The organism is Enterobacter cloacae complex sp. 370H10 (assembly GCF_050031535.1).
Classification (GTDB): Bacteria; Pseudomonadota; Gammaproteobacteria; order Enterobacterales; family Enterobacteriaceae; genus Enterobacter; species Enterobacter intestinihominis.
Map to the genome: position 1 here is coordinate 1171367 of NZ_JBLGWG010000001.1, position 20939 is coordinate 1192305.

Below are 20939 nucleotides of genomic sequence, written 5' to 3' on the forward strand. Positions count from 1 at the left end.
TAAGCACTTCTGAGAAGCAGGGCAACAGCTGCGACAAGGCAAAGAGGTAATCATGTCCGACATCTACCAAATCACGCTAACCACCCAAACAGGCGAAACCTTCACGGGCAAGATGTCACGACGTCAGCCTGAGTTGGTAAACGGCTTTGTGCCGCTGGCAACCGAAACAGGCCAGTGGCTTTACTTCGCTCCTGCCGATGTGAAGCGTGTGGAGTTCACGCCAGTTCCGGCAGAGGGCGAAACCGAGGAAAGTGCATCATGACAGCGAAAATAGGACCCATTACCGTAACTCTTGATATGAGATGGCATGTTGCGCGTTCACGCGAAGTGCTTGAAGAATTGCAACGTCGGGTGAGTGAGCTTAGCCCTCGAATTTCAGAGGATGACGCGCTGCGCACTCTATTGCTCGATATGACCTTTGATTACCTGAAGGCCAAGAGCCAGGTCGAACAAACAACGGAGTAACGAATGAGCAAACCAGATTGGGAGGCCATTGAATCGGCTTACCGGGCTGGTTCATTGTCAGTAAGGGCCATCGGCGAAAAGCATGGCGTTAACCATGCCACCATCCTGAAGAGAGCAAACAAAGAAGGATGGCAGCGCGACCTGACAGAAAAGGTCAGGGCGGCAACCAAGGCCAAGGTAACCAAGTCGGTAACCAAAGACGGTAACCAGTCACCAGTGGTTACTGATGAGCAGATTATTGACCAGGCCTCCGATGAGGCTGCCGCTGTAGTCATGGCTCATCGAGAAAGTCTGGCGGCATGGCGCGGCATCACTAATAAGTTGCGCGACTTCCTCGAAGATGCAGATATCACGGAAGAAAACCACGCCTCAATGTCTCGCTCGATCACTGCCGGTGTTGATGCTCAAATCAAAGTGATAAACGCTGAGCGCAAGGCGTACAACCTCGACACCGAGGAAGGCAATAAGACGGTTGATGACCTGTCTAACCTGATGGATTCACTGTCTCAGGGGGCGTAATGAAACCTGAGCACATCAAGCTGCTGTCGGATAAAGACTGGCGGCTGAACAATCTTTACTGGATCACCGACAAAGAGGGTAAGCCCACGCGCTTCAGGATGACGCCTGAGCAGCGGGAATACTTCGAGGGGATCCACACCCGCAACATAATCCTGAAAGCACGCCAGCTCGGATTCACTACCGAGGTGTGCATCATCCAGCTCGACGCGGCCCTGTTCGAGTCGGCGAAGTGCGCGCTGATAGCCCACACGCTGAATGACGCAAAGCGCCTGTTCCGTGAAAAGGTGAAGTACGCATACGACAAGCTGCCGGCAGAGATAAAGGCTGCCAACCCGGCGAGCAATGATTCGTCTGGCGAGCTCGTCTTTAAGAAGGGCGGCTCGCTATACGTCAGCACGTCGTTTCGTGGTGGTACGCTGCGCTACCTGCACGTTTCCGAGTTCGGGAAGATATGCGCCAAGTATCCAGACAAAGCCCGTGAAATCGTCACTGGTGCGTTTGAGGCGGTATCGACTGGATGCTTCGCTACTATCGAGAGTACAGCCGAGGGGCGGGCGGGTTACTTCTTCGATTACTGCCAGACAGCAGAAAAGGCGCTGCTGCAGGGTAAGCCACTTTCCGCGCTGGACTGGAAGTTTTTCTTCTTCTCCTGGTGGAAGAACCCGCAGTACGCAATCGACCCGGTAGAGTCTCTGCCGGTGCGCCTGCTGGAATACTTCGCTGAGATGGAGTCGAAGCACGGAGTAGCAGTCAACGAGAGCCAGAAAGCCTGGTACTACGCCAAAGAGAAAACACTCGGCGACGACATGAAGCGCGAATACCCGACCATTCCGGCCGAGGCATTCCAGCAGTCGGTCGAGGGCGCGTATTACGCCAAACAGTTCCGCTGGCTCTATACCAACAAGCGAATCGGCCAATTACCGGATAACTCCCACCTCCCGGTACACACGTTCTGGGATATCGGCGTGGGCGACTCCACGGCGATCTGGTTCGTTCGCGAGGTTGGCGAAGAGTTCCACATCATCGATTACTACGAAAACTCCGGCGAGGGGCTGAGGCACTACATGAAGGTGCTGAAAGACCGCGGCTATGAGTATGGCGAGCACTGGGGGCCGCACGATATCGAGAACCGAGAGTTCGCAGCTGATGCGAAGTCACGCAAAGAGCTGGCGCGCGAAGGGTACGAAATCGACGGTCAGATGTACTCACTGAATTTCAAAGTGGTGCCGAAAGCTGGCATCGATACCGGCATTGAGTCGGCGCGTGAAATCCTCCCGAAATGCGTATTCGATGAGGAGAAATGCTCGGAAGGTATCTCTCACCTTGAGGGCTACCGGAAGGAGTGGGACGACAAGCGCGGCTGCTGGAAAGACAAACCTCTCCATGACGCCACTTCGCACGGTGCCGATAGCTTCCGTTACTTCGCTGTGACGAAGAACAACCGCAAGCAGGTTGGCACAGTATTCTTCTAAGGAGCATCGCCAGTGAGCGAACAAGATAACGGCCTTCAACTGGCTGTGAATAACCTCGCCACTGAAATGAGGCGAGCGAATTACCTGAATGCCATCGGCATCGGTGGCGGCAACACGAAGCGACCGACGCTTTACCAGGAATTTGGCTACCCGCGCACAATCACCTTCAACGACTTCTACAACATGTACCGCCGCAACGCTGCTGGCTTCGCTGTGGTGCATCGCCTGCTGGATGGTTGCTGGCAAGACTATCCGGTCATTGTTGACGGTGATGAAGCTCAGGAGGCGAAGAATACAAACGCCTGGGAAAAGAAAGTCACCAAGCTCATGAAGAAGCTGTGGCCGAAGGTGAAGGATGCCGACCGCCGCAATATGGTTGGGCGTTACTCAGCGCTCCTGCTACAGGTGAAAGACAATCGGAACTGGGATCAGGAAGTCGACAAGGCTTTAGTAAAACGACTCGGCGAGTCAGCGCTGGTAAAACTCATCCCGGTATGGGAGCCGCAGTTAACTGTCGCCGAATGGGATAACGACCGTCAGTCAGAATCGTTCGGCCAGCCGAAGATGTTCAACTTCAACGAGCAGCCGGTAGGTGATGAACCTTTTGTCGGTCCGATGCGCGGAGAGCCGGTACACCCGAGCCGCGTTATCCTGTTCTGCGAAGGTTCTGAAGACGACAACGTCCTTTCCGGCATCCCGCTGCTGGAAGCTGGATACAACAAGGGCCTCGACCTTGAGAAAGTATCTGGTGGGGGCGCCGAGGGCTTCCTGAAGAACGCCAGCCGTCAGATTGCCGTCGAATTCAGCAAAGAAACCGACATGAACACGCTGGCAGACCAGGCTAAGAAGGCTGGCTATGCCGATCTCGGCGAAGCGATGGGCGACAAGGTCAACAAGCTAAACCGAGGTACCGATGCGGCAGCCGTGATGCAGGCCGGGCAGATGCACGTTCTAAGCGTTACGCCCGGCGACCCGGGGCCGACCTGGGAAGTCACCGCGAACGAACTGGCCGCCTCCGTACAGATCCCGTTCACCATCCTGTTCGGTCAGCAGACCGGGCGACTGGCGAGCGACGAGGACAAAACTGACTGGGCTATCCGTCGCAACACGCGGCGCAATGGTTTCCTGACAGATCGGATTACCGCGCTGCTTGAACGCTTCTGGACGCTGGGCATTATTGACCCACCGACCAAAGGCGAGGTCACCATTTCGTGGAGCGACCTGCTGGCGCCAGGCGAGAAAGAGAAGATCGAGAACGCATCTAAGTTGTCTGACATCGTGCAGAAAACCACTGGTTTCTATGGCGGTGAGCCGCCTATTACAGCCAATGAGCTGCGCGAAGTTGTTGGGCTTGACCCGCTGCCGGAGCCAAAAGAACCTCCTAACCCGGACGATAAGGTGACAACAGATGATCCACTGGCCGACGACACTCGAACAGACGGCAAAGGTGGGCCTGCCGATAGTTCCGCGCAGCAAGGTTGACCCGACCCGATCGGCAAAGCAGGTAACCGCGATGTTCCGGGATATCGAGGAGCGGTATCTCGGCATCAAGCGCGCGCTGAAAGCTCTGTTTGACCAGCGCCTGACCGGGCGAGAGCGTGAGGTGAACAGCCATAACTGGCATTTCCTTTGCCACGACCAAGGCGAGGATGTGCGGCTCTACCAGGTCAACGCCGGCAAGTTTATCTACGACATGTCGGCGCAGGAACTGGCAGACCTGCTGGAAGCGGTGCAGGCCATTCTCGACGATTACCTGCTGGATGGTGGCGAGCAAAACCTGTGGGCGATGGATTACGTCGTCGCAGAAGCACAGCGCGGCACGCTGGAGGCGTTCAACAACCTCTCGCAGCAGTCGCAGGTGTACGCCAGTCAGACGACGCTACAGCAGATTTTAAGCAGTCCGGGTTATCTGAACCAGATAGCGGCTGCCAGGCTGACAACGTTCAGTGACTGGAAGGTCATCAGCGACACCGCCCGTGGCGATTTAACCAACATCATCACTGACGCGGTTGCGCGCGGCGTGAATCCTCGCGAAACGGCCAGCGTCATCAGCAAGCGCCTCGATGTGTCGATGTCGAAGGCAAAGACCATCGCTCAGACTGAGCAGGTAGGCGCGCTGCGGCAGGCGCAATGGAACGAAACCGACTGGGCTGCTGACCGGCTGGGGCTAAATACCGGCCTTCTGTGGCTGTCGGCGCTCAAGCCGACGACGCGAACCTGGCACGCCAGCCGTCACGGCAAGGTCTACACCACCGAAGAGGTGCGGGACTTCTACGCCGAGAACGGCAACAGGTACAACTGCTACTGCAGCCAGATTCCGGTGCTGCTTAATGACGATGGCAGTATCTTCAATGAGGGGCTGGCAGATAAGTTGAAGAAAGAGCGTAAGCAGTGGAAACCTGATGCTGATTAGTGCTAAATAGGTTCATCATAATATTCATGACATTATATCGATGAGCATTACACCTCAGGAAGTTGGTTCGTTTTTTCTAACACTTGTTGTGCCAATAACGACAGGGGTCGCCGCTGCTTGGTTTACTGCCAAATTTGCTTTAAGTCGTTTCTACCATGAGAAATGGTGGGAGAAAAAGCATGCGGCCTACAACCAGCTAATTGACATCCTTTTCGAAATTAAAGCGATGTATGACTATGCCTCAGATTATTATGAGGCAGTCGCAGAAAGGGGGCGTCGCCTACAGCCACTGCCCGACGGGAAAGTTGACTGGGTAAGGTTTCGTGAGTTAAACGCTCAACTTCATCGATTTTATGTACTTGCTCCAATTTCTCTAAGCCCCTTAACGAGGGAGTTTTTGAATAAATTCTTTCAAGATGACGCAGCGGCACAACACAGCGTTCATGAGGAAGGTTATCCAGACTTCATTGCGTATCATGAAATGGCTAAAACCACACAAAAACTCATTGATGCAATAGTTTTAGATGCTGAGTTCGAACTGAAATTTAAATAGCTATTGAATCCCACAACAGGTCGCCACGGCGGCCTTTTTTATTGCCTGAAATCCACCAGTGAGGACCCAGCATGAAACGCAACCGCGTTAACGTGCTGACCGTCGTCAACTCCGCTTCAAACATCACAACTGAAACCATCGACGGCAAGCCACATATCGTGGTTCGCGGCATCACGCCTGTCGTGGACGATATTGTGATGAACCGGAAGTTGTACCCGGCAGCAGAAATCGAAAAGGCCTACAACACACTTGAGCGTAACCCGATGCCGCTGGGCCATCCGAAAGTGGACGGCAAGCATGTGTCGGCGCGTGATGTCCGGGCGGTGAACGAGTATCACGTTGGGGCCTGGCTGCAGAACGTGAGCCACAAAGACGGCAAGGTGACTGGCGACATGTACGTTAACCGGCAGTACGCCGAATCCAGCGAGAAGGGCAAGCGCCTGATTAACCGCCTGGATGAGATGCTGGCCGGTACCAACTCAGACCCGATCCACATCTCCACCGGCCTGCTGTATTCCGGTATCGCTGCCAATGGTGAGTCGAAGGGCAAAAAGTACAACGAGATCGCCACCAACATGATGTTTGACCATGTGGCTGTGCTGCTTGATGAGCCTGGCGCCGGAACGCCGGAGGAGGGGGTCGGCATCTTCGTTAACTCAGAAGGTGATGAGCAGCAGATCGAAGTTGCCCGCCTGGCTGATGGAATCGACTGCACCCGCGACGGGTTGCTCAACAAGACCAAATTTTTCTTCACCAATGCCTCCAACTTCTCTTTCGACGACATCTCCCGCGCTATCAGCGACAAGCTGCGCGAGGTTGACACCGAAGATAAGTGGCTTTGGCCTGAAACGGTGTGGCCGGACAGCTTCATCTACCGCAATGACACCAAATACCTGAAGCAGAAGTACCTCATCGATGACGACGGCAAGGCCGTGTTCGTCGGCGAACCTGTAGAAGTCGTGCGCAAACCCACTGAGTACGAGATTAAAACCAACGGAGAGAACGATCCGATGAAAGAACTGATTATCAATGCGCTGCAAGCCGCTGGTAAGCCGACTGAAGGCAAGTCCGACGCCGAGCTGATGGACGCATACAACCAGATGAAGGTCGAAGAAGCCACCGCCAAGAAAAAAGGCGATGAAGAAATCGACCAGGAAACCGGCAAGCCCAAGAAAAAAGAGCAGGCCGCCAATAACGAAGAGATGCCAGCGTGGGCGAAAACGCTCGCCGATCGCGTGGACGTCGTTTTCAACAGCCTGAACGCGAACGCCGACAAAGAGAAGGGCGAAAAGCGCGCGGCTGTGAAGCTGGCGATGAACATGAGCGATGAAGAAGTCGCAGATCTGGACGGTAAGGCGCTCGACGCCATGTATGCAAAGTGCCAGACATCTTTCGGCCTGAACGGTGCATTCCGCAATCAGGCTACCAACACCCAATCAGTCAGCGAAATGCCGGAGTAAAAAATGGCTAAAGACGGAAAACACGTAATTCACGCCGGTGGCGTATTCCCTAATCCGCTGCTTAACCGTGAAGGTGCCGCGGCGGCCGCCACTAAACCAGGTACCGTTGGCTTCTTCTCTGCTGGGAAGTTCACAGCGTCTGTTGATGGTAACGAAGAGGCGATCCTCTATATCGCTGACTTTGATTATCTACGCTGCCAGACGGTTGATGACTCCATTCCGGTGAATGAGTTGGTGGTTGGCATTCATCCAATGCAGGGCATGTTCCTCAACGTACGCGCCGCTGCAGGCACGTACAAAAAAGGACAGCCGCTTTCCATCGCAAATGGCCAGGTTAAAACCGCAGGCACCGATGAATCAATTCGCGCATTTGTCGAAGAAGACACGGCGTACACCGTTGCTGCAGGCGATCTGCTGCGCGTCGTTATCAAGTAAGGAGCAACTGAATGCTTGTATTTTCACGCTCTATCGGTGAACGCACCGGTAACCTAGAAGTCAACCAGGCACAGTTCCGTGAGCTGGAGATGGCGCGCAACATGAGCGCCCAGGCCGTGGCTGACTTCATCGCCCGCGCTCGCTTTGGTGAGCAAGGCCATCTGGATGCGGTGAATGCGGTAGACGATATTCGCCGCATGTACCGTGCGTACGACCAGACCGTTCTTGCTCAATTCGAGCCAAATACCGAGTTCACCTTGTTTAATGACTTAATGCCGCTGTCTCGCTCGGTCCGCCTGGAAGAGTCCGTGTATGAATACGCTCGTACTGGCGGTCGTGGCTGGGCGCACACATCAATGTCAGGACAGATTGGTGCGGCACTTGACGCACGCGCGTACAGCTTCGACGGCACGATGGTGCCGGTGCACGATTCTGGTTTCAAGTTCCACTGGCGTGACCCGATCTTCAATAAAGGTTCTGCCCTGGCTTCCCTGTCTGATGCGCAGCGCGGTTCTGTTGATGACGTGCGTCGTAAAATCGTGGATTACATGTTTAACGGTTTCCGTGATTCAGAAGGCAACTTCGTAACCTTCGATGGCAAGACCTGGAAAGGTTTAAAGGCTGATGAGCGTGTTGGTCTGGTCGATCTCGGCGCAGCAGGCCTGAACATCAACTTTGCAACCAGCACAGATCCTGACGCCATGCGAAAGGGGGCGATCGCTCTTCGCGATGTGCTGAAACTGCAGAACCATCAGTATGGCCAGCAGACCTGGTATGTATCCAGTGAAATCATGTCGAACTGGGAGCAGTACTTCGATACCCAGAACAAGACCCGTACAGTCCTGGATGAAATCCTGAGACTTTCCGGCATCGCCGCTGTGAAAGAAGACGCTGAATTGACTGGAAACCAGATTTTGGTTGTTCCTCTGGCTGCAGGGGTGATCGCTCCAGTCACCGGACAGGCCGTTGGTACGGTCGCGGACCCGCGTCAGTTCTATAACAGCGACTTCATCTGGCGTACCTGGGGCGCAATGGGTCTGATGGTTAAGCAGGACATCAACCTGAAACACGGCGTGCTCTTTGCGAGCAGCTAAGGAGAAAGTGAATGGCACTGGTAAAAGTAACAGGCAATAACCTGTTCTCTGGTGCCAATCTCCGCAAGTTGGAGGTTGGTTCAGAAGTAGAGGTTGACCGAAGCACTGCGCATCGGTGGAAGAGTGCAGGGTTGGTTGAAATCATCGTTGATGAAGATCGCGTACTTGAAGTCGCCTCTCCTGGCTCTGATGCTGAAGAGCAGCCGGAGCAGCCGGAGCAGCCGGAGCAGCCGGAGCAGCCGGAGCAGCCGGAGCAGCCGGAGACCACCGCTAAATCGAAGAAGGGTAAATAACCATGGCTGACCCAATCACAGCGGCAGACGTGCAGGCGTTCCTCGGTGAATTGGGTTATGCCATTCCCGGCGCGCTGCTGGACCCGATTCTATGCATGGTGAACAAGATTATCCCGTGCCTTGACGGCGCGGGGTATGACGACTGCAGCGCAAAACTCATCCTGATGTATGCCGCTGCGCTCATGGCGACGTCTTCCGGTGCCCGGCGAATCAAATCGCAGGGGGCGCCATCAGGAGCGTCGCGCTCGTTCGATTATGGAGATGACGGTATCACCTGGCTGCGCGACTCGCTGGCGAAACTGGATACCAGCGGATGCACCGGTGAGTTACCTATCAGCGCTGGTAATAGTGTCGGCCTGTTCATGGTGGTCGGGGGCTGCTGATGACGTACAAATCAGTTAAGCAAGGCCTGCCGCGTTCGTTTACCCGTGTATGGGTGATGACCGACACCGGGCGGGAGACTACCGGATACGTGAAATCGGACGGCGAGTGGTTCATCAACTGCCCGCGCATCCGGGCGACTGGCGCGAAGGTGCTGAGGTGGAAAGATGGCTGAACGATACGATGTGCATGCCTTTAAGTGCGAAGACAACTGGTCGCTGTTCATCTGGATAAACGACTCAGGTGTTAAGTTTATTGGCCGCCATGCTGAAACTTACGAGAAAGCCAAATCTGACTTTCTGGAGCAGGCTGATGCTAAGCGCCTCGCCAGTCAATCAGGCGCGATGCGGCCTCTTGATGATTTCAAAATCGTTGAGAAGGTGGAGGTATTCACTCTATGAGCAGCGTGGCCAACTGGTCATACACAGCCACGGCGACCATCTGGCGCAAACTGGAAGGCAATGACGAATACGGCGATCCGCTGGGTTATTCCGAACCTGAGCAAATCCTCTGTGATTACGAGGGCGGGCTCAGCAAGAAGTTAGCCAGCCTGGGCGCTGAAATCGTCGTGAAGAACACTGTCTGGACGGAGTTCGCGCTGGCGGCTGCGGGTGATTACCTGCTGATTGGTGTGTCGACCGAGGCTGACCCAGTTGTCGCCGGTGCCGACGAGGTGCGGCAAGTTATCCGCTATGCCGACACGTTTGAGCGCCTGGCGGATGATTATGCGATACTGACTGGTGTTTGAATATTGGTTGAGGCAATCATGAAAATTCGGTGGGTAAACGTCTACTATCCATTAGGTGAATGGAAGAACGATTCAGGCGAAGTTGTTGCGGTTCCGGATGGTTTCCGAGCGACATTCAATGATAAAAACCTCATCGTCATCATGAGGAATTCAACATCGTCTGGTGGTCATGGGGAACCATCCATCACTGCCAAAAGGCCTGAATTCATTGATGAAGATAACCTCGAGTTTTTGAAAGTCGATGGTGAGTTCATCGAATTAAAATAACCAATGATCACTAGGATAAGGTCGCCACGGCGGCCTTTTTTATTGCCTGGAGAAAGCCATGGGCATCAAAGTTAAGGGTATTAGCCAGGCGAAGAAAAACCTTAATGCTCTGGTTGGTGATATTCAGGGGAGAAAGGTCGTTAGAGCCATGCAATCAGCTTTGATTATCGGCGGATCTCAGGCGGCGCTCTATACCCCGATCGATACGTCAACCCTCATCAATAGCCAGTTTCGCGAGATTACTGTAAATGGCAATCGCGTGACTGGCCGGGTGGGTTATTCAGCTAACTACGCTGCATACGTCCATGACCCAAGCGTACCTCAGAACTTCCGCCGGGCGACGGCCAGGAAGGAGTTTTTAACCAAGGGGTTTGAAGACACGCAGCGACAGATCGATGCTGTGATCGCCAAGGAAATGTCTCTATGAATCCTCCTATGTATCAGCGAGTCAGGAACATGTTTGGCGATGCCGGGCTTACTAACGGTTTCCTGGTTCAGCTTCTTAATTTCAATGACCCGAATGATCTTTCGAAAGCGATTATGGTGTTCAGACCAAATGGCGGAACCCCCATCAGAAATGACCTCGGGAACGATAACTATGTCCTGGTCGATGTGATTGGTGCAAAGGACAAAAACCAGGCGGCGGCAACGGCAGCTCAGTCAATCCTTGATTACGTTCAGGCAAATCCTCACGCAGACGAATGCGTGGGTAAGATCGAAAACATGGGCGCTTATCCAACTCCAGTGACGACGGAGGAGGGAAGAATTGTCCTAAGATTACAGTTTGCCTGCACTTTCGGGGACTGAAGAAAAATCATCAACACAAGGTCGCCATCTGGCGGCCTTTTTTTATACATAAAAGAGGTCAAAGATGGCTAATTGCCAAAACTCCAACGAAAGGGTATTCGGCTCGGCAACAGTGCTGGAGCTGGCCTATGGTTGCCCAGATGCCCGGCCTACAGAAGACGACTGGAAGGCTCTCGGTGCGGGAACCAGTAAGGGTCTGGATTTTGCTCCAAACTCGGTCACCTCTGATGCAGACGATACTGCGGGATGGGTAGAAAACATCATCACCAATGCTGACGCGACAATCAGTTTTGATGGTGAAGTGCGGAAACACGACAAACTTGACCAGTTCGGCTACGGCAATCTGGTGAAGTACTTTACTGATGAGATCAATGCCAAGCGCCAGCCGACGCTGTGGGCGCGTATCGCTATCGGTCCAATCGAGTTCTCGGGCTATATGGTGATTTCTAACCTTACGCCAGCAGATGGCGGAAGTAACGACATCATCACGTTTACCGTTGAGTTCAAAGTATCTGATGGCACTACTGTTCAGGTTGTTAATACGGACGCTACACCTTCAACGCCGTTGGCATTCTCCAAAGATTTGCCAGCAACTAAAGCTGCCGATGCAGACAACGACGTCGTTCTTGATGTTGACGTAACAGGTGGTCGCCCAACTTACAGCTACAAATGGTTCCTTGGCAGCACTCAGATCGATTCAACTGCAAACCCTACGGCGGCAACAGCCACACTCTTGTTGCTTGGCGTTACAACTGCCTCGAGCGGTAGCTATCGCTGTGAAGTCACAGATAGCGACGGAAATAAAGTCACCTCAACTACCTGCGCTCTCACTGTTACCGCATAGCGAACATTACAAAGGCTGTCGACTGGCAGCCTTGATAATGACCGTTGATCAGGAAATATCATGGCCGCTTTAAGAGAAATTGGCGAAATAGGCATAAGTGACAGCCGTGAGGGCGGAAAAGATTACTTGTTACGACCGTCTTTCGAGGCAATGACAAGAATCGGTGAGCCGCATGAAATTGTTGAGATATACGCTGATATCCATGGTCGCGAGGCGGAAAAATTAATCTCTGTCTGTGCAGATGCTTTTGGCGGTTTACCTGACTGGATGGGGCCAGCGATGCGCAGGGTTTCAGATCGCCTGCTAGCAAAAGCCATGGATGTTTTACAGGCGTGCTCAGACGAAGATTTAACGCCGATTGTTGGCCAATGGGATGAGGTTGAAGGAAAGCTTTCTTATTCGCCCGGTCTCATGCCTCAGTCAGATATTGTCATCTTTGCTCAGCATCTTTTACAGCATGGCGTAACAGGGAAAGCCAAGACGCGAAAACTCCAGCGCCATGAATCATCAGGCGGTACTACAGAATTTAACGCCATTGAATACATCAACGCAGCAAGGATCCGCTTCAACATAAGCCTGGATGAAGCGCGTTGTTTGACCATGACTGAATTTCAGGCGTTGCTGTCAGAGAAATATCCGGACCAGAAAGGCCTAACCAAAGAAGAATACAGCGCAGTTGCTGATGATTTTCTGGCTAAACAGGCGGCAAGAAGGGCCGCAGCGAAGAAATAACTCCCGGCTATTGCGTGGGATAATCCACAGGAGAAATATCAATGGCTGGTGAGGAACAAGTAGGCAATATCGTCTATCAGGTGCAGATGGATGTTGCGAATCTGATTGAGGCCCAGCGCAAAGTAAATGAGCGCCTTGAGAAGATGAGTGGCGGAGCGTCAAAAGCGGCCAGTAAGTTTGACCAACTCCAGACCAGCATAAACAAAGTTGCCGGGGCCATAGCTGCATCGATAGTTGTTGACTGGGGGCGTGCATTCCTCGTTGCTGCTGACAACATGAGCCAGCTCAACGCTCGTATAGAGAGACTTACTGGTAGTGCAGCGACAGCCTCGCAGACTATGCAGAGTCTGATGCGTATCAGTTCGGCAACGGGTGGTTCGCTACAGGATACAGCGAAGCTGTGGGAGACCCTCAGCACCGCGTTGCGCGATACCGGCGCGACGAACGGCCAGATCATTCAGCTCACCGAAACACTTCAGAAAATCGGGCGTATTGGTGGCTCCTCATCCGAGGAAATGGCTAATGCTCTTCGTCAGTTCGGCCAGTCGATCTCCTCTGGCACTATCCGGGCGGAAGAGTTCAACTCCATCCTTGAGCAAATGCCGGAACTGGCGCGCCAGATTGCCGCCGGGATGGGTGTAAGCATCGGAGAGCTTCGTCAGCTCATGCTGGACGGGAAGCTGACGGCAGAAGATGCCCTCAACGCAATTCAGAAGCAAACCGGTTCAGTTAATGCAGAGTTCGAGAAACTCCCTCGCACGCTTTCACAGGCCAATACCGCTCTCACCAACTCTTTCCTGACCATGGTTGATAATATTAACCAGGCTACAGGGGCTAGCAACGGGATGGTTCTGGTTATCGATTCTCTCGCTGTTGCCATTGGCAGGCTTACCGGGCAGGCCGCTACCGCCAGTCAGCAAATAGCAGATCTGCGCTCTGAAGCCGAAATGTACGCTAAGCGAGCGAGAACATGGAGTTGGCTTGGCTTTGGTGACTGGCAGAAAGAGAACGAGGAGAAATCCGCGCAACTTACAGCTGAAGCGTGGGAGAAGGCCTCTCGCGCCGGTTGGGATGCGGTTCAGAAAACAGCCGCAGCCACTAAACCTATCGAAATAAAAGCCACTGCCACTACAGGTGGTTCTAAAGCGAAGGGCGGAAAGTCTGCGGCACAGAAAGAAGCAGAGCAGTACGCTAAAGCGCAGGAGTCGATAAACGAAAAGCTGGAAGCCATGAGGCAAGAATCTGTCCTTGCAGCAGGTTCAACCAGTGAATTAACACGTGAGCAGCAACTACTAAGGGCAGAGATGTCTCTTGGTGCCGATGCAACGGATGAACAGCGACAGAAGGCAAGAGAGTACAAAGCACAGGCTTTGGATACTGCTGAAGCATTGAAAAAGCAAGCCCAGGCAGAAAGAGATAAGCAAGCTGCGCAGTCCAACTTCAGCAGCCTACAAAGCCAAGCTTCTCCTGTGGCTAGCGTTGAAAGCCAATTTCAGCAGCAGATTGAGCAACTCAACCAGTACGCTGCGCTCTACCCTCAGAAAATAGCTGAGGTAGAGGCTGTAAGGGCTAGCATTGAGGAGCAATATCGCCAAAAAAGACTCGATGCTCAGTGGCAAGAATTAAGCCAAATGAATATCGGCTTCGGCATGCTAACGAGTGCCGTGGATGCCTTTGGCGGAAACGCATCAAACGTCATAACTGGACTGATCACCGGAACGATGTCAGCTCAGGATGCTATGCGCTCACTCGGTAACACGATGCTGAATAGCGTGGTAAATGCGCTAGTCCAGGTTGGGGTTGAGGCTCTCAAAAACTTCATTATCGGTCAGACATTGGGCGCAGCTTCTACCGCTGCTTCTGTCGGTATGGCTACCACGACGGCGGCCGCATGGGCTCCAGCCGCAGCGCTGGCCAGCCTGGCATCCTTTGGCGCAAACTCAGCGCCTGCGATGGCTGGTATTGCATCTACCGTTGGGCTTGCTCAAGGGCTGGCTTTGGCTGGGGCCAGATACAATGGCGGACCTGTGTCAGCGGGAAGCATGTATCAGGTCGGTGAGCGAGGGAAGCCGGAGATTTACCAGGCCAGTACCGGTAAGCAGTACATGATACCGGGCGACAACGGCAAGGTGATCAGCAATAAGGATATGCAGAGCGGAAGTGGTGTAATAATCAACAATATCGTGCAGAATTACACCTCTGCTACCGTTGATTCTCAGGGTACAGTGAATTCAGATGGTAGCATTACCCTCACAACGATTATCGCGGATTTGAATAATGGAGGCCCGATAAGTCAGGGTATAACCAGCAACTTCAACGTTAAAAGAACCCCGAACGGTCAGGGATAAGGAGATTTACGTGGTTATTGAGCCTGGCGAAATGCAGTCAATACCAACCGAGATAGGTAAGCCACATAAGATATGCCCGAACAGGGCGGTCGAGTTTGTCTTTACTCTAAATGATGGATCAAAAATTAAGGGTATAGCGCCAGCTGGCGAAGATCTGGAATTTACCAATAATGGCGATATCGTTGACATAAAAATCAATATTTACGAGGCACCATCCGGGCCCCGGCTTGTTGATTAATCAAACCCGCTTCGGCGGGTTTTTTAATGCCTGGAGTTTAGATGCCAATTATCGACTATCCCGACTGGCTGCCGCTGGCGCAGAAGGCCAGCAAAAATATGACGCTCGATACCGGGTTCCAGACCGATCAGCCAGCGGTCGGCCCGGCCATCTTCGAGAATCAAACCGACGACCTGAAAGTGACCTGGTCGCTGACGTGGATATTCACCCTGGCGCAGGAACGCGCTTTCCAGCAGTGGCTACGCAGCCCGAACTATCTCAACCGGGGCCTGAACTGGTTCCGGATGAATATCAATCTGGGCGGCAGTGGCCTGCAATTGCAGGAGCTTCACTTCACGCAGATGCCAGTCCAAACCAGTATCGACGGTGGGGTGGTGACCTGGACGGGGACCGTTATTGCGAACCACCTCTATAACGCTGACGACGAGTTTGACGACATAATTGTTGAGCTGCCTCCACCGTGGGATTCGTGGCTGGATATCGTTGTCACGGGTTATCCTGACGGGCGCGACCCGGAATCTTTACCGAGAGTGCCGTGATGCCTACCTTCAGAGCTTATAAGCAGCAGCGCCCGACGCGCGGACTGTACGACACCATCACGTTCTACCATCCATCCTTCGGCTATGTCCGCCTGGTCGATAAGCAGTTCTTCCCGAAGACGCTTGGCGGCCAGACGTACACACCCGCCCGTTTTGAAATCGAAGAGAGCCAGCAGAGCGGTACGCCGGTGATCGATGCGACGGTGAAGTTAGGGCGGCTGTCGTCGGACATCAAAGCGCTGATGAAGCAGTGGAAGGGAGCGGCCCGGCTAACAGCTATCACGGCCACCCGGCAGATCTTCGACAGCGGAGACGTGTCTGTGCCGATTAAGTCCTGGCAGCTTTACGTAAAGACGGTAGATATCGATGCCGACGCCGCATCGGTCACTCTGTCTGTCACCAACCCTCTAAACAACAACATCGGAAGGCTCTATGACCCAACGGAATACACTGGCCTTCAGTACCTCTGATTTTATCAGCAGGATGATCGGCGTGCCGTGGGCTAACCGGGCCTGTTCGTTCGAAAAGGTGGATTGCTGGGGGCTGGTGGTGCTGTATTACCGGCACGTCCTCGGCATTGAGTTGCACCAGACACCGGACTACGAAGCCGGGGCGGACTTCTTCACCTGCTATCAGGGTGACGTTGTTTTCTGGCGCCAGGTCGATAATCAGGTCGAGGGCGGGATATTTGTCGGGTACCGCGGCGCGCAACCGGCGCACGTTGGCCTGGTACTGAACCGGCAGGCGCTGCACTCGCGTGGAGAGAACGGAAGCGTGCGCATGGACTCGTTGCTGGTCATTCAGCGGGCATTCACCAAAGTGGAGTTTTTCGAATATGGCGCTGGTTGAGATATCGAATTTTCCAGGAACGCCTAAGCTGCGTTGCAGGGTGCCAAACGGCACCCTTTTTTATGACTGGCTGGCGGCCAATGACGCTACTTTTCACCGCGACCTGCTGATCGTCCGCAACGGCGTAAAGCTGGGCGACGATGATGAGCTGGCGTTTGAGCTGAGTGAGCTGGACCACATCCAGATATTCGACCAGCCGAAGGGCATTGTCGGCGACATCCTGAGCCCGATTTTTAAAGTCGTTGGCCAGGTGTTTTCGTTCCTGGCTCCGAAGCCGGCAATCGCGAACAACGGCGGTAATACCGTCGACTCACCGAACAATAGCCTGACTGGTCAGACAAACACCGCGCGCGTTTACAAGGCCAAGCCAGACATCTACGGACAGATTCGTTCGTTCCCGGATCTGATTCAGGAATCAGTATTCGAATACGTTCATCAGACGGCTACCGACGGCGGCCTGAAGTACGTCACTGAGTGGATGTGCATCGGGATCGGCAAATACGATTACGAGTCTGTGCGCTACTCAGAATCGAGCCTGGGCTCTCTGGCCGGTGCCGAATTCCAGTTCTTCCAGCCAGGAGAAGTTATCCCGCAGATCGTCGAGGGATACGGGTTCGATGACGTCGACGGGCAGGAGGTCCCCGGGCAGAACGAAGCCAGCGATTTCCCTATAGAAACAGCAACGGCAAACACGGTTGTCAGCGGAACGTATTCCGGCGGCCAGATAGCGATGAAAATCGTGAAACAAGCCGAGTTCGACTATTTCATGGGGCTGGTTCTGCCGCACGCTGTAACCTTCACCATCAACGTGACGTATAGCACGGCCTCCGGCAACGTGACTACCGATGCGACATTCTCCGGAACGCTGATCTCCGCCGTTGAAACAAACGACGGCGCGGTTGTTAACCCGGTGCGCTGGTACACGTTTACGATGAACCAGCTGGAGGGGCCGCTGGACATTCCGGCTAACGCCATGATCAACACCACGAAATTCATCCTCAACGATAACGAGGCGCTGGTAGTGGGGCCGTTCTTTTCCCCGGTCGAGTCAACGCAGCTGTGGCTGCATACCCAGTCCAGCCTCGGCGGGAAGAAAGAGACCAACTGGAAGGTTGTCATCTGGAAAATCGACGACGACTACAACCAGGTGCCGGGAACGCAGCAGACGTTTACGTACCGGCAGACGACGCCGCACCAGTCGACGAGCGAGGTGTTTTATCGCACTGACAAGATCACTCCGACCGGCGGGTTCGGGAAATACGCAGTCAGCTTCCAGCGCACGGATAACTCCGGTGACGCGTCACTGCTCAAGGTCGAAGAGATCCACAGCATCAACATCAGGACAAACGTCGTTCATCCTACCGACACGCTTGTGCGAGTAAAAGTCCGCGCGACAGAGAACGCTCTTGGCAGCCGCGAGCGCAAATATAACGCACTGGTGACGCGCCATACCATTACGTACGACCTGGACACGCAGACGGTGGATTACACCCTGAGGCCGTCGCGCTCGTTCGCTGATGCGGTGGCCCACACCTGGCTCATCATGGGTGAGCAGCCGGTAAGCAGCATTGACCTGTACGGGCTGTATTCGATCGCTGAAAGCCTTCCTGATGAGCGACTGGGTTACTTCGACTATACGTTCGACGACGAGAACGACTCACTGGGCGACCGGGTGCAGGCGATCTGCAATGCTGCGTCGGTTGTGGCGTACTGGGACGACGGCGTGCTGACGTTTACTCGTGACCAGAAAGTTGACTACCCGGCGGCCGTATTCAACCGGGCCAACATGAAGACGGACGAGTACAAAATGACGTACGAGGCCACGCTTCCTGGTGGCTACGACGGCGTGCAGGTGTCCTACGTTCATCCAACCACTAACAACAAGACGTACATTAACTACCGCGTGCTGAACGGCTCCATCGTTGAGCAGGAAGCGGAAAACCCGAACAAGCTGGAGATAGTCGGCTTCCGTAACGAGTACCAGGCCAGGGAGCGAGCTCTGCGCGAAACCAAACGCCTGATCTACTCGCGCGTTAAGATGAACGCAAAAGTGTTTGAAGACGGGATCATTCAGGTCGGTAGCGTTATTCAGATGCCTGACATCTACGACAGAAACCAGCAGCAGGGTTACATCACCGGGCGCGCCGGTAATAACTTCGATACCAGCGAACCGATCACCTTTTCTGGGGATATGTATGTGCTGGTCACCGACAGCCTGGGTAACCCGACGCTGCGCTATCCAGCGGCTGCGCGTGGCGACACGAAGTACGGATTCACCGCGGCTATCCCCAACATTCAGCTCAACATATGGAACGGAGACACTGTGCAGCTTCCGTCGCGCTACCTCATCGCGACCGTTGAGGAACTGGACAGTCAGCTATGGACGGTCAACAGCATCAAACCGAACACAGATAACACGGTATCTCTGACCGTCGCGGAATACAGCGACGCCATCTACCAATAAGAACCGTCCCCGACCAACCAGACCCGGCCACCGCGCCGGGTTTTTTTATGGAATCAATATGGCTACTACACCTACTAACCTGCCAGTACCGAGCGAATCTCCGTTCGATTTCAAATTCAACATAGGAAAAATCGACGAGGTTGTTACCTCTATGGGGTGGACATACACCGACCGATTCGGTGTGCAGCATTACACTATTGAAGGCATGCGCTGGCTTGCGCAGCAGGCAATTGCCGCATTTGGCTACATCACTCTGGATAGCTTTGAAGATGGAAATACGCTCACCCTCCCTAACCAGGTTCTTCGCCTTGAAGCGACAGGCGAATACTACCGCTGGGATGGTGCATTTCCAAAAGACGTTCCTGCTGGTTCAACGCCAGATTCTACTGGTGGCGTAGGGGTAGGAAAGTGGCTCAGTGTAGGAGATGCTACTCTGCGCTCAGACCTGGAAAAAGATACTGGCGCAGACATTCCACATTTCAAACAGGCTGGCGTCACCGGGGCTATAAATTCACCAATATCTACTCGATTCGCCAGAAAACTAGATGCCGTAGCAGACTTCGGCGCTGACCCAACTGGAGCTACAGATTCATATGCTGCTTTACAGGCATGGGCAGATGCATGCACCGCCCATCCATATATAACCGCAACTATCAACGGAATTTTCAAAGTTAGCCAGCCAATTACATTTGTAGGATTGCAGGGATTAACAATAGTTGGCAATTGCTTTATTTATCCAACTTATACATCAGGAACTCACGTTCTTGGTTTCAAAAATGGCGCTGGTTTGCGAATTTATGGCCGGGTTGAAGCATCTGGTGTAAATCTGTTAGGAATACAAGCTGCGTGCAAATTATGGAGCGATAGTTCAGGAATTAGTTTCTCATACCTCTATGGATTGATTGGTAGTTATGCTCTGGTTGGTATTCAGTTCGGAGATTTGGCCTATCCTGGAGCTTTGGTTTCAGAGATGTCGTTAATGGGAGGGAATACGGTTGGTACTCCATGTGCTGTTAAAGCTATTGGTACTCAATGTTACATTAATATTATTGGCTTCGATGCGGTATCTGGTGCAGCAGGAGATCTCGAGCCTGTAACCCAGTACACAATTACTATTGTAGGAGCACAAGTCAAACATATTGGTGGTGAATTGCAGCACAATAACAATATTTTTGGCGCAGGAGTGTTATTGTCACCGATAGCAGACCCTGATTTCGGTAATACTTATGGGAACTATTCAAGCTCAGAGGTGCATACTGAATGTGCAGCACAGCGCGTATTAATAGCAAATTTAGATAGTGTACCATCACCTATAAGTAACAGATCATCGGTATCGGTTTATGGAGACCATGGATACCACTCTCAAGATAATGGTGGTCTGATATCAGTTCATGATTCATCTTTAGCTGACTACGCTGGTAGTATCCACACTGATAATATGAGTCTGTATGCTCCGGTACAAAGAATTCAGCCAAACATTGTTGCTGGCCCGTTGACCCATGTTTACTACGATGAAAGAGGATTCGGCACCAACTTCGTAAAAGGTTTGCAGGCTGTTTCTGGTGGAATACTGCATTTTACAGAGAGACCTGTTGCAATTCTTAAAAATGCTAATGGGCAGACATTAAATACATCGTTAAATACTGTTATATGGACAGAGCCAACGTTTAATGATGATACATATAGATGGCAAACTAATATATCATCCGGTGTTTTTACTGTGCCCACCGGTGGTTTAAAAAACGTAAAAGTTGATTCTGTAATTAGAATTAACTCCGGGGCTACAGTTTCACTAGATATTTTTGTTACGCCATCAGGAGGTTCGCCAATAGTTAAGTCTCTTACAATTCCAAAAGCCACTACTGCAAACGTATCTACTTTCCTTGGCGATTTAGCGGCTGGAGATAAGGTGTTTGCACAGGCAAAAATTGATTCTGGGACAGCGCAAACTAATGGCGGCGCTCTGGAAGTGATGGTAATTACTGCATCACGATAATAAAAAAGCCCCCTTGAGGGGG

General features: G+C 53.0%; 27 protein-coding genes. All 27 read left to right on the forward strand.

The features are described 5' to 3' along the window. The first annotated feature begins 52 nt into the window (after window positions 1-52). The 27 genes from ACQG2Q_RS05655 (at window position 53) to ACQG2Q_RS05785 (ending at window position 20917) form a co-directional block, all read left to right on the forward strand. A complete protein-coding gene (locus tag ACQG2Q_RS05655; protein ID WP_006808963.1) occupies window positions 53-262 on the forward strand; it encodes a hypothetical protein in 210 nt (69 codons plus the stop codon). Then, window positions 259-465: a hypothetical protein gene (locus tag ACQG2Q_RS05660; RefSeq protein ID WP_006808962.1), complete on the forward strand. Its 207-nt coding sequence runs from the start codon at window positions 259-261 to the stop codon at window positions 463-465. Before ACQG2Q_RS05655 ends, ACQG2Q_RS05660 begins: the two co-directional genes overlap by 4 nt. Before the next feature lie 3 nt (window positions 466-468). Beyond that, window positions 469-984: a hypothetical protein gene (locus ACQG2Q_RS05665; RefSeq protein ID WP_039025437.1), complete on the forward strand. Its 516-nt coding sequence runs from the start codon at window positions 469-471 to the stop codon at window positions 982-984. Beyond that, complete coding sequence (locus tag ACQG2Q_RS05670) at window positions 984-2456, forward strand: terminase (RefSeq protein ID WP_426759085.1); 1473 nt, start codon at window positions 984-986, stop codon at window positions 2454-2456. Before ACQG2Q_RS05665 ends, ACQG2Q_RS05670 begins: the two co-directional genes overlap by 1 nt. 12 nt (window positions 2457-2468) lie before the next feature. Further along, window positions 2469-3938 carry a DUF1073 domain-containing protein gene (locus ACQG2Q_RS05675; RefSeq protein WP_096216825.1) on the forward strand — a complete coding sequence of 490 codons (1470 nt, stop codon included), beginning with the start codon at window positions 2469-2471 and terminating at the stop codon, window positions 3936-3938. Continuing rightward, window positions 3865-4869, forward strand: a complete 1005-nt coding sequence (locus ACQG2Q_RS05680; protein ID WP_096216826.1) for a phage minor head protein — start codon at window positions 3865-3867, stop codon at window positions 4867-4869. The genes ACQG2Q_RS05675 and ACQG2Q_RS05680 overlap by 74 nt, the downstream gene beginning before the upstream one ends. Window positions 4870-4909: 40 nt before the next feature. After that, window positions 4910-5422, forward strand: coding sequence for a hypothetical protein (locus tag ACQG2Q_RS05685; protein ID WP_096216827.1), 513 nt, complete (start codon window positions 4910-4912; stop codon window positions 5420-5422). A 71-nt stretch (window positions 5423-5493) separates the two neighbouring features. Next, window positions 5494-6882, forward strand: a complete 1389-nt coding sequence (locus ACQG2Q_RS05690) for a DUF2213 domain-containing protein (protein WP_096216828.1) — start codon at window positions 5494-5496, stop codon at window positions 6880-6882. A 3-nt stretch (window positions 6883-6885) separates the two neighbouring features. Continuing rightward, window positions 6886-7317, forward strand: coding sequence for a hypothetical protein (locus tag ACQG2Q_RS05695; RefSeq protein WP_096216829.1), 432 nt, complete (start codon window positions 6886-6888; stop codon window positions 7315-7317). Window positions 7318-7328: 11 nt separating this feature from the next. Then, complete coding sequence (locus ACQG2Q_RS05700) at window positions 7329-8411, forward strand: major capsid protein (protein ID WP_045363924.1); 1083 nt, start codon at window positions 7329-7331, stop codon at window positions 8409-8411. A gap of 11 nt (window positions 8412-8422) precedes the next feature. Beyond that, on the forward strand, window positions 8423-8704 hold the full coding sequence (locus ACQG2Q_RS05705) for a hypothetical protein (RefSeq protein WP_426759086.1): 282 nt from the start codon (window positions 8423-8425) through the stop codon (window positions 8702-8704). 2 nt (window positions 8705-8706) lie between these two features. Then, window positions 8707-9087, forward strand: a complete 381-nt coding sequence (locus ACQG2Q_RS05710; protein WP_426759087.1) for a DUF7370 family protein — start codon at window positions 8707-8709, stop codon at window positions 9085-9087. Then, on the forward strand, window positions 9087-9260 hold the full coding sequence (locus tag ACQG2Q_RS05715; RefSeq protein WP_047717761.1) for a hypothetical protein: 174 nt from the start codon (window positions 9087-9089) through the stop codon (window positions 9258-9260). The genes ACQG2Q_RS05710 and ACQG2Q_RS05715 overlap by 1 nt, the downstream gene beginning before the upstream one ends. After that, window positions 9253-9486: a hypothetical protein gene (locus ACQG2Q_RS05720; protein WP_096216853.1), complete on the forward strand. Its 234-nt coding sequence runs from the start codon at window positions 9253-9255 to the stop codon at window positions 9484-9486. The genes ACQG2Q_RS05715 and ACQG2Q_RS05720 overlap by 8 nt, the downstream gene beginning before the upstream one ends. Further along, entirely contained in the window at window positions 9483-9833 is a 351-nt protein-coding gene (locus ACQG2Q_RS05725) for a hypothetical protein (protein WP_426759088.1), read from the forward strand. Before ACQG2Q_RS05720 ends, ACQG2Q_RS05725 begins: the two co-directional genes overlap by 4 nt. Before the next feature lie 18 nt (window positions 9834-9851). Next, entirely contained in the window at window positions 9852-10100 is a 249-nt protein-coding gene (locus ACQG2Q_RS05730) for a hypothetical protein (RefSeq protein WP_063436833.1), read from the forward strand. A gap of 58 nt (window positions 10101-10158) precedes the next feature. Continuing rightward, entirely contained in the window at window positions 10159-10527 is a 369-nt protein-coding gene (locus ACQG2Q_RS05735; RefSeq protein ID WP_032652844.1) for a hypothetical protein, read from the forward strand. Next, window positions 10524-10907 carry a phage tail termination protein gene (locus ACQG2Q_RS05740; RefSeq protein ID WP_032667503.1) on the forward strand — a complete coding sequence of 128 codons (384 nt, stop codon included), beginning with the start codon at window positions 10524-10526 and terminating at the stop codon, window positions 10905-10907. Before ACQG2Q_RS05735 ends, ACQG2Q_RS05740 begins: the two co-directional genes overlap by 4 nt. Window positions 10908-10971: 64 nt before the next feature. Next, window positions 10972-11751, forward strand: coding sequence for a hypothetical protein (locus ACQG2Q_RS05745; protein ID WP_047642439.1), 780 nt, complete (start codon window positions 10972-10974; stop codon window positions 11749-11751). A 60-nt stretch (window positions 11752-11811) separates the two neighbouring features. Beyond that, on the forward strand, window positions 11812-12483 hold the full coding sequence (locus tag ACQG2Q_RS05750) for a DUF6246 family protein (RefSeq protein ID WP_063436832.1): 672 nt from the start codon (window positions 11812-11814) through the stop codon (window positions 12481-12483). A gap of 41 nt (window positions 12484-12524) precedes the next feature. After that, window positions 12525-14831, forward strand: coding sequence for a tape measure protein (locus ACQG2Q_RS05755; protein WP_426759089.1), 2307 nt, complete (start codon window positions 12525-12527; stop codon window positions 14829-14831). A 10-nt stretch (window positions 14832-14841) separates the two neighbouring features. Further along, window positions 14842-15069, forward strand: a complete 228-nt coding sequence (locus tag ACQG2Q_RS05760; RefSeq protein ID WP_096216859.1) for a hypothetical protein — start codon at window positions 14842-14844, stop codon at window positions 15067-15069. Between the two features lie 41 nt (window positions 15070-15110). Beyond that, complete coding sequence (locus ACQG2Q_RS05765) at window positions 15111-15608, forward strand: hypothetical protein (protein WP_016245414.1); 498 nt, start codon at window positions 15111-15113, stop codon at window positions 15606-15608. Continuing rightward, window positions 15608-16078 (forward strand): hypothetical protein, encoded by a 471-nt coding sequence (locus ACQG2Q_RS05770; protein ID WP_045288362.1) that lies wholly within the window; start codon window positions 15608-15610, stop codon window positions 16076-16078. Before ACQG2Q_RS05765 ends, ACQG2Q_RS05770 begins: the two co-directional genes overlap by 1 nt. After that, complete coding sequence (locus tag ACQG2Q_RS05775; RefSeq protein WP_233156203.1) at window positions 16041-16457, forward strand: NlpC/P60 family protein; 417 nt, start codon at window positions 16041-16043, stop codon at window positions 16455-16457. Before ACQG2Q_RS05770 ends, ACQG2Q_RS05775 begins: the two co-directional genes overlap by 38 nt. Then, on the forward strand, window positions 16444-18921 hold the full coding sequence (locus ACQG2Q_RS05780) for a host specificity factor TipJ family phage tail protein (RefSeq protein ID WP_096216861.1): 2478 nt from the start codon (window positions 16444-16446) through the stop codon (window positions 18919-18921). Before ACQG2Q_RS05775 ends, ACQG2Q_RS05780 begins: the two co-directional genes overlap by 14 nt. A 58-nt stretch (window positions 18922-18979) precedes the next feature. Further along, window positions 18980-20917 (forward strand): hypothetical protein, encoded by a 1938-nt coding sequence (locus ACQG2Q_RS05785; protein ID WP_063201260.1) that lies wholly within the window; start codon window positions 18980-18982, stop codon window positions 20915-20917. Window positions 20918-20939 lie beyond the last annotated feature (22 nt).

What these genes read in the sequence shown, in the direction of transcription:
- ACQG2Q_RS05770 (WP_045288362.1), top strand. Translation starts at nt 15,608, where the DNA reads ATGCCTACCTTCAGAGCTTATAAGCAGCAGCGCCCGACGCGCGGACTG.
- ACQG2Q_RS05725 (WP_426759088.1), top strand. Translation starts at nt 9,483, where the DNA reads ATGAGCAGCGTGGCCAACTGGTCATACACAGCCACGGCGACCATCTGG.
- ACQG2Q_RS05680 (WP_096216826.1), top strand. Translation starts at nt 3,865, where the DNA reads ATGATCCACTGGCCGACGACACTCGAACAGACGGCAAAGGTGGGCCTG.
- ACQG2Q_RS05755 (WP_426759089.1), top strand. Translation starts at nt 12,525, where the DNA reads ATGGCTGGTGAGGAACAAGTAGGCAATATCGTCTATCAGGTGCAGATG.
- ACQG2Q_RS05670 (WP_426759085.1), top strand. Translation starts at nt 984, where the DNA reads ATGAAACCTGAGCACATCAAGCTGCTGTCGGATAAAGACTGGCGGCTG.
- ACQG2Q_RS05705 (WP_426759086.1), top strand. Translation starts at nt 8,423, where the DNA reads ATGGCACTGGTAAAAGTAACAGGCAATAACCTGTTCTCTGGTGCCAAT.
- ACQG2Q_RS05775 (WP_233156203.1), top strand. Translation starts at nt 16,041, where the DNA reads ATGACCCAACGGAATACACTGGCCTTCAGTACCTCTGATTTTATCAGC.
- ACQG2Q_RS05735 (WP_032652844.1), top strand. Translation starts at nt 10,159, where the DNA reads ATGGGCATCAAAGTTAAGGGTATTAGCCAGGCGAAGAAAAACCTTAAT.
- ACQG2Q_RS05665 (WP_039025437.1), top strand. Translation starts at nt 469, where the DNA reads ATGAGCAAACCAGATTGGGAGGCCATTGAATCGGCTTACCGGGCTGGT.
- ACQG2Q_RS05750 (WP_063436832.1), top strand. Translation starts at nt 11,812, where the DNA reads ATGGCCGCTTTAAGAGAAATTGGCGAAATAGGCATAAGTGACAGCCGT.
- ACQG2Q_RS05765 (WP_016245414.1), top strand. Translation starts at nt 15,111, where the DNA reads ATGCCAATTATCGACTATCCCGACTGGCTGCCGCTGGCGCAGAAGGCC.
- ACQG2Q_RS05715 (WP_047717761.1), top strand. Translation starts at nt 9,087, where the DNA reads ATGACGTACAAATCAGTTAAGCAAGGCCTGCCGCGTTCGTTTACCCGT.
- ACQG2Q_RS05685 (WP_096216827.1), top strand. Translation starts at nt 4,910, where the DNA reads ATGAGCATTACACCTCAGGAAGTTGGTTCGTTTTTTCTAACACTTGTT.
- ACQG2Q_RS05700 (WP_045363924.1), top strand. Translation starts at nt 7,329, where the DNA reads ATGCTTGTATTTTCACGCTCTATCGGTGAACGCACCGGTAACCTAGAA.
- ACQG2Q_RS05695 (WP_096216829.1), top strand. Translation starts at nt 6,886, where the DNA reads ATGGCTAAAGACGGAAAACACGTAATTCACGCCGGTGGCGTATTCCCT.
- ACQG2Q_RS05710 (WP_426759087.1), top strand. Translation starts at nt 8,707, where the DNA reads ATGGCTGACCCAATCACAGCGGCAGACGTGCAGGCGTTCCTCGGTGAA.
- ACQG2Q_RS05660 (WP_006808962.1), top strand. Translation starts at nt 259, where the DNA reads ATGACAGCGAAAATAGGACCCATTACCGTAACTCTTGATATGAGATGG.
- ACQG2Q_RS05740 (WP_032667503.1), top strand. Translation starts at nt 10,524, where the DNA reads ATGAATCCTCCTATGTATCAGCGAGTCAGGAACATGTTTGGCGATGCC.
- ACQG2Q_RS05780 (WP_096216861.1), top strand. Translation starts at nt 16,444, where the DNA reads ATGGCGCTGGTTGAGATATCGAATTTTCCAGGAACGCCTAAGCTGCGT.
- ACQG2Q_RS05785 (WP_063201260.1), top strand. Translation starts at nt 18,980, where the DNA reads ATGGCTACTACACCTACTAACCTGCCAGTACCGAGCGAATCTCCGTTC.
- ACQG2Q_RS05720 (WP_096216853.1), top strand. Translation starts at nt 9,253, where the DNA reads ATGGCTGAACGATACGATGTGCATGCCTTTAAGTGCGAAGACAACTGG.
- ACQG2Q_RS05745 (WP_047642439.1), top strand. Translation starts at nt 10,972, where the DNA reads ATGGCTAATTGCCAAAACTCCAACGAAAGGGTATTCGGCTCGGCAACA.
- ACQG2Q_RS05655 (WP_006808963.1), top strand. Translation starts at nt 53, where the DNA reads ATGTCCGACATCTACCAAATCACGCTAACCACCCAAACAGGCGAAACC.
- ACQG2Q_RS05730 (WP_063436833.1), top strand. Translation starts at nt 9,852, where the DNA reads ATGAAAATTCGGTGGGTAAACGTCTACTATCCATTAGGTGAATGGAAG.
- ACQG2Q_RS05690 (WP_096216828.1), top strand. Translation starts at nt 5,494, where the DNA reads ATGAAACGCAACCGCGTTAACGTGCTGACCGTCGTCAACTCCGCTTCA.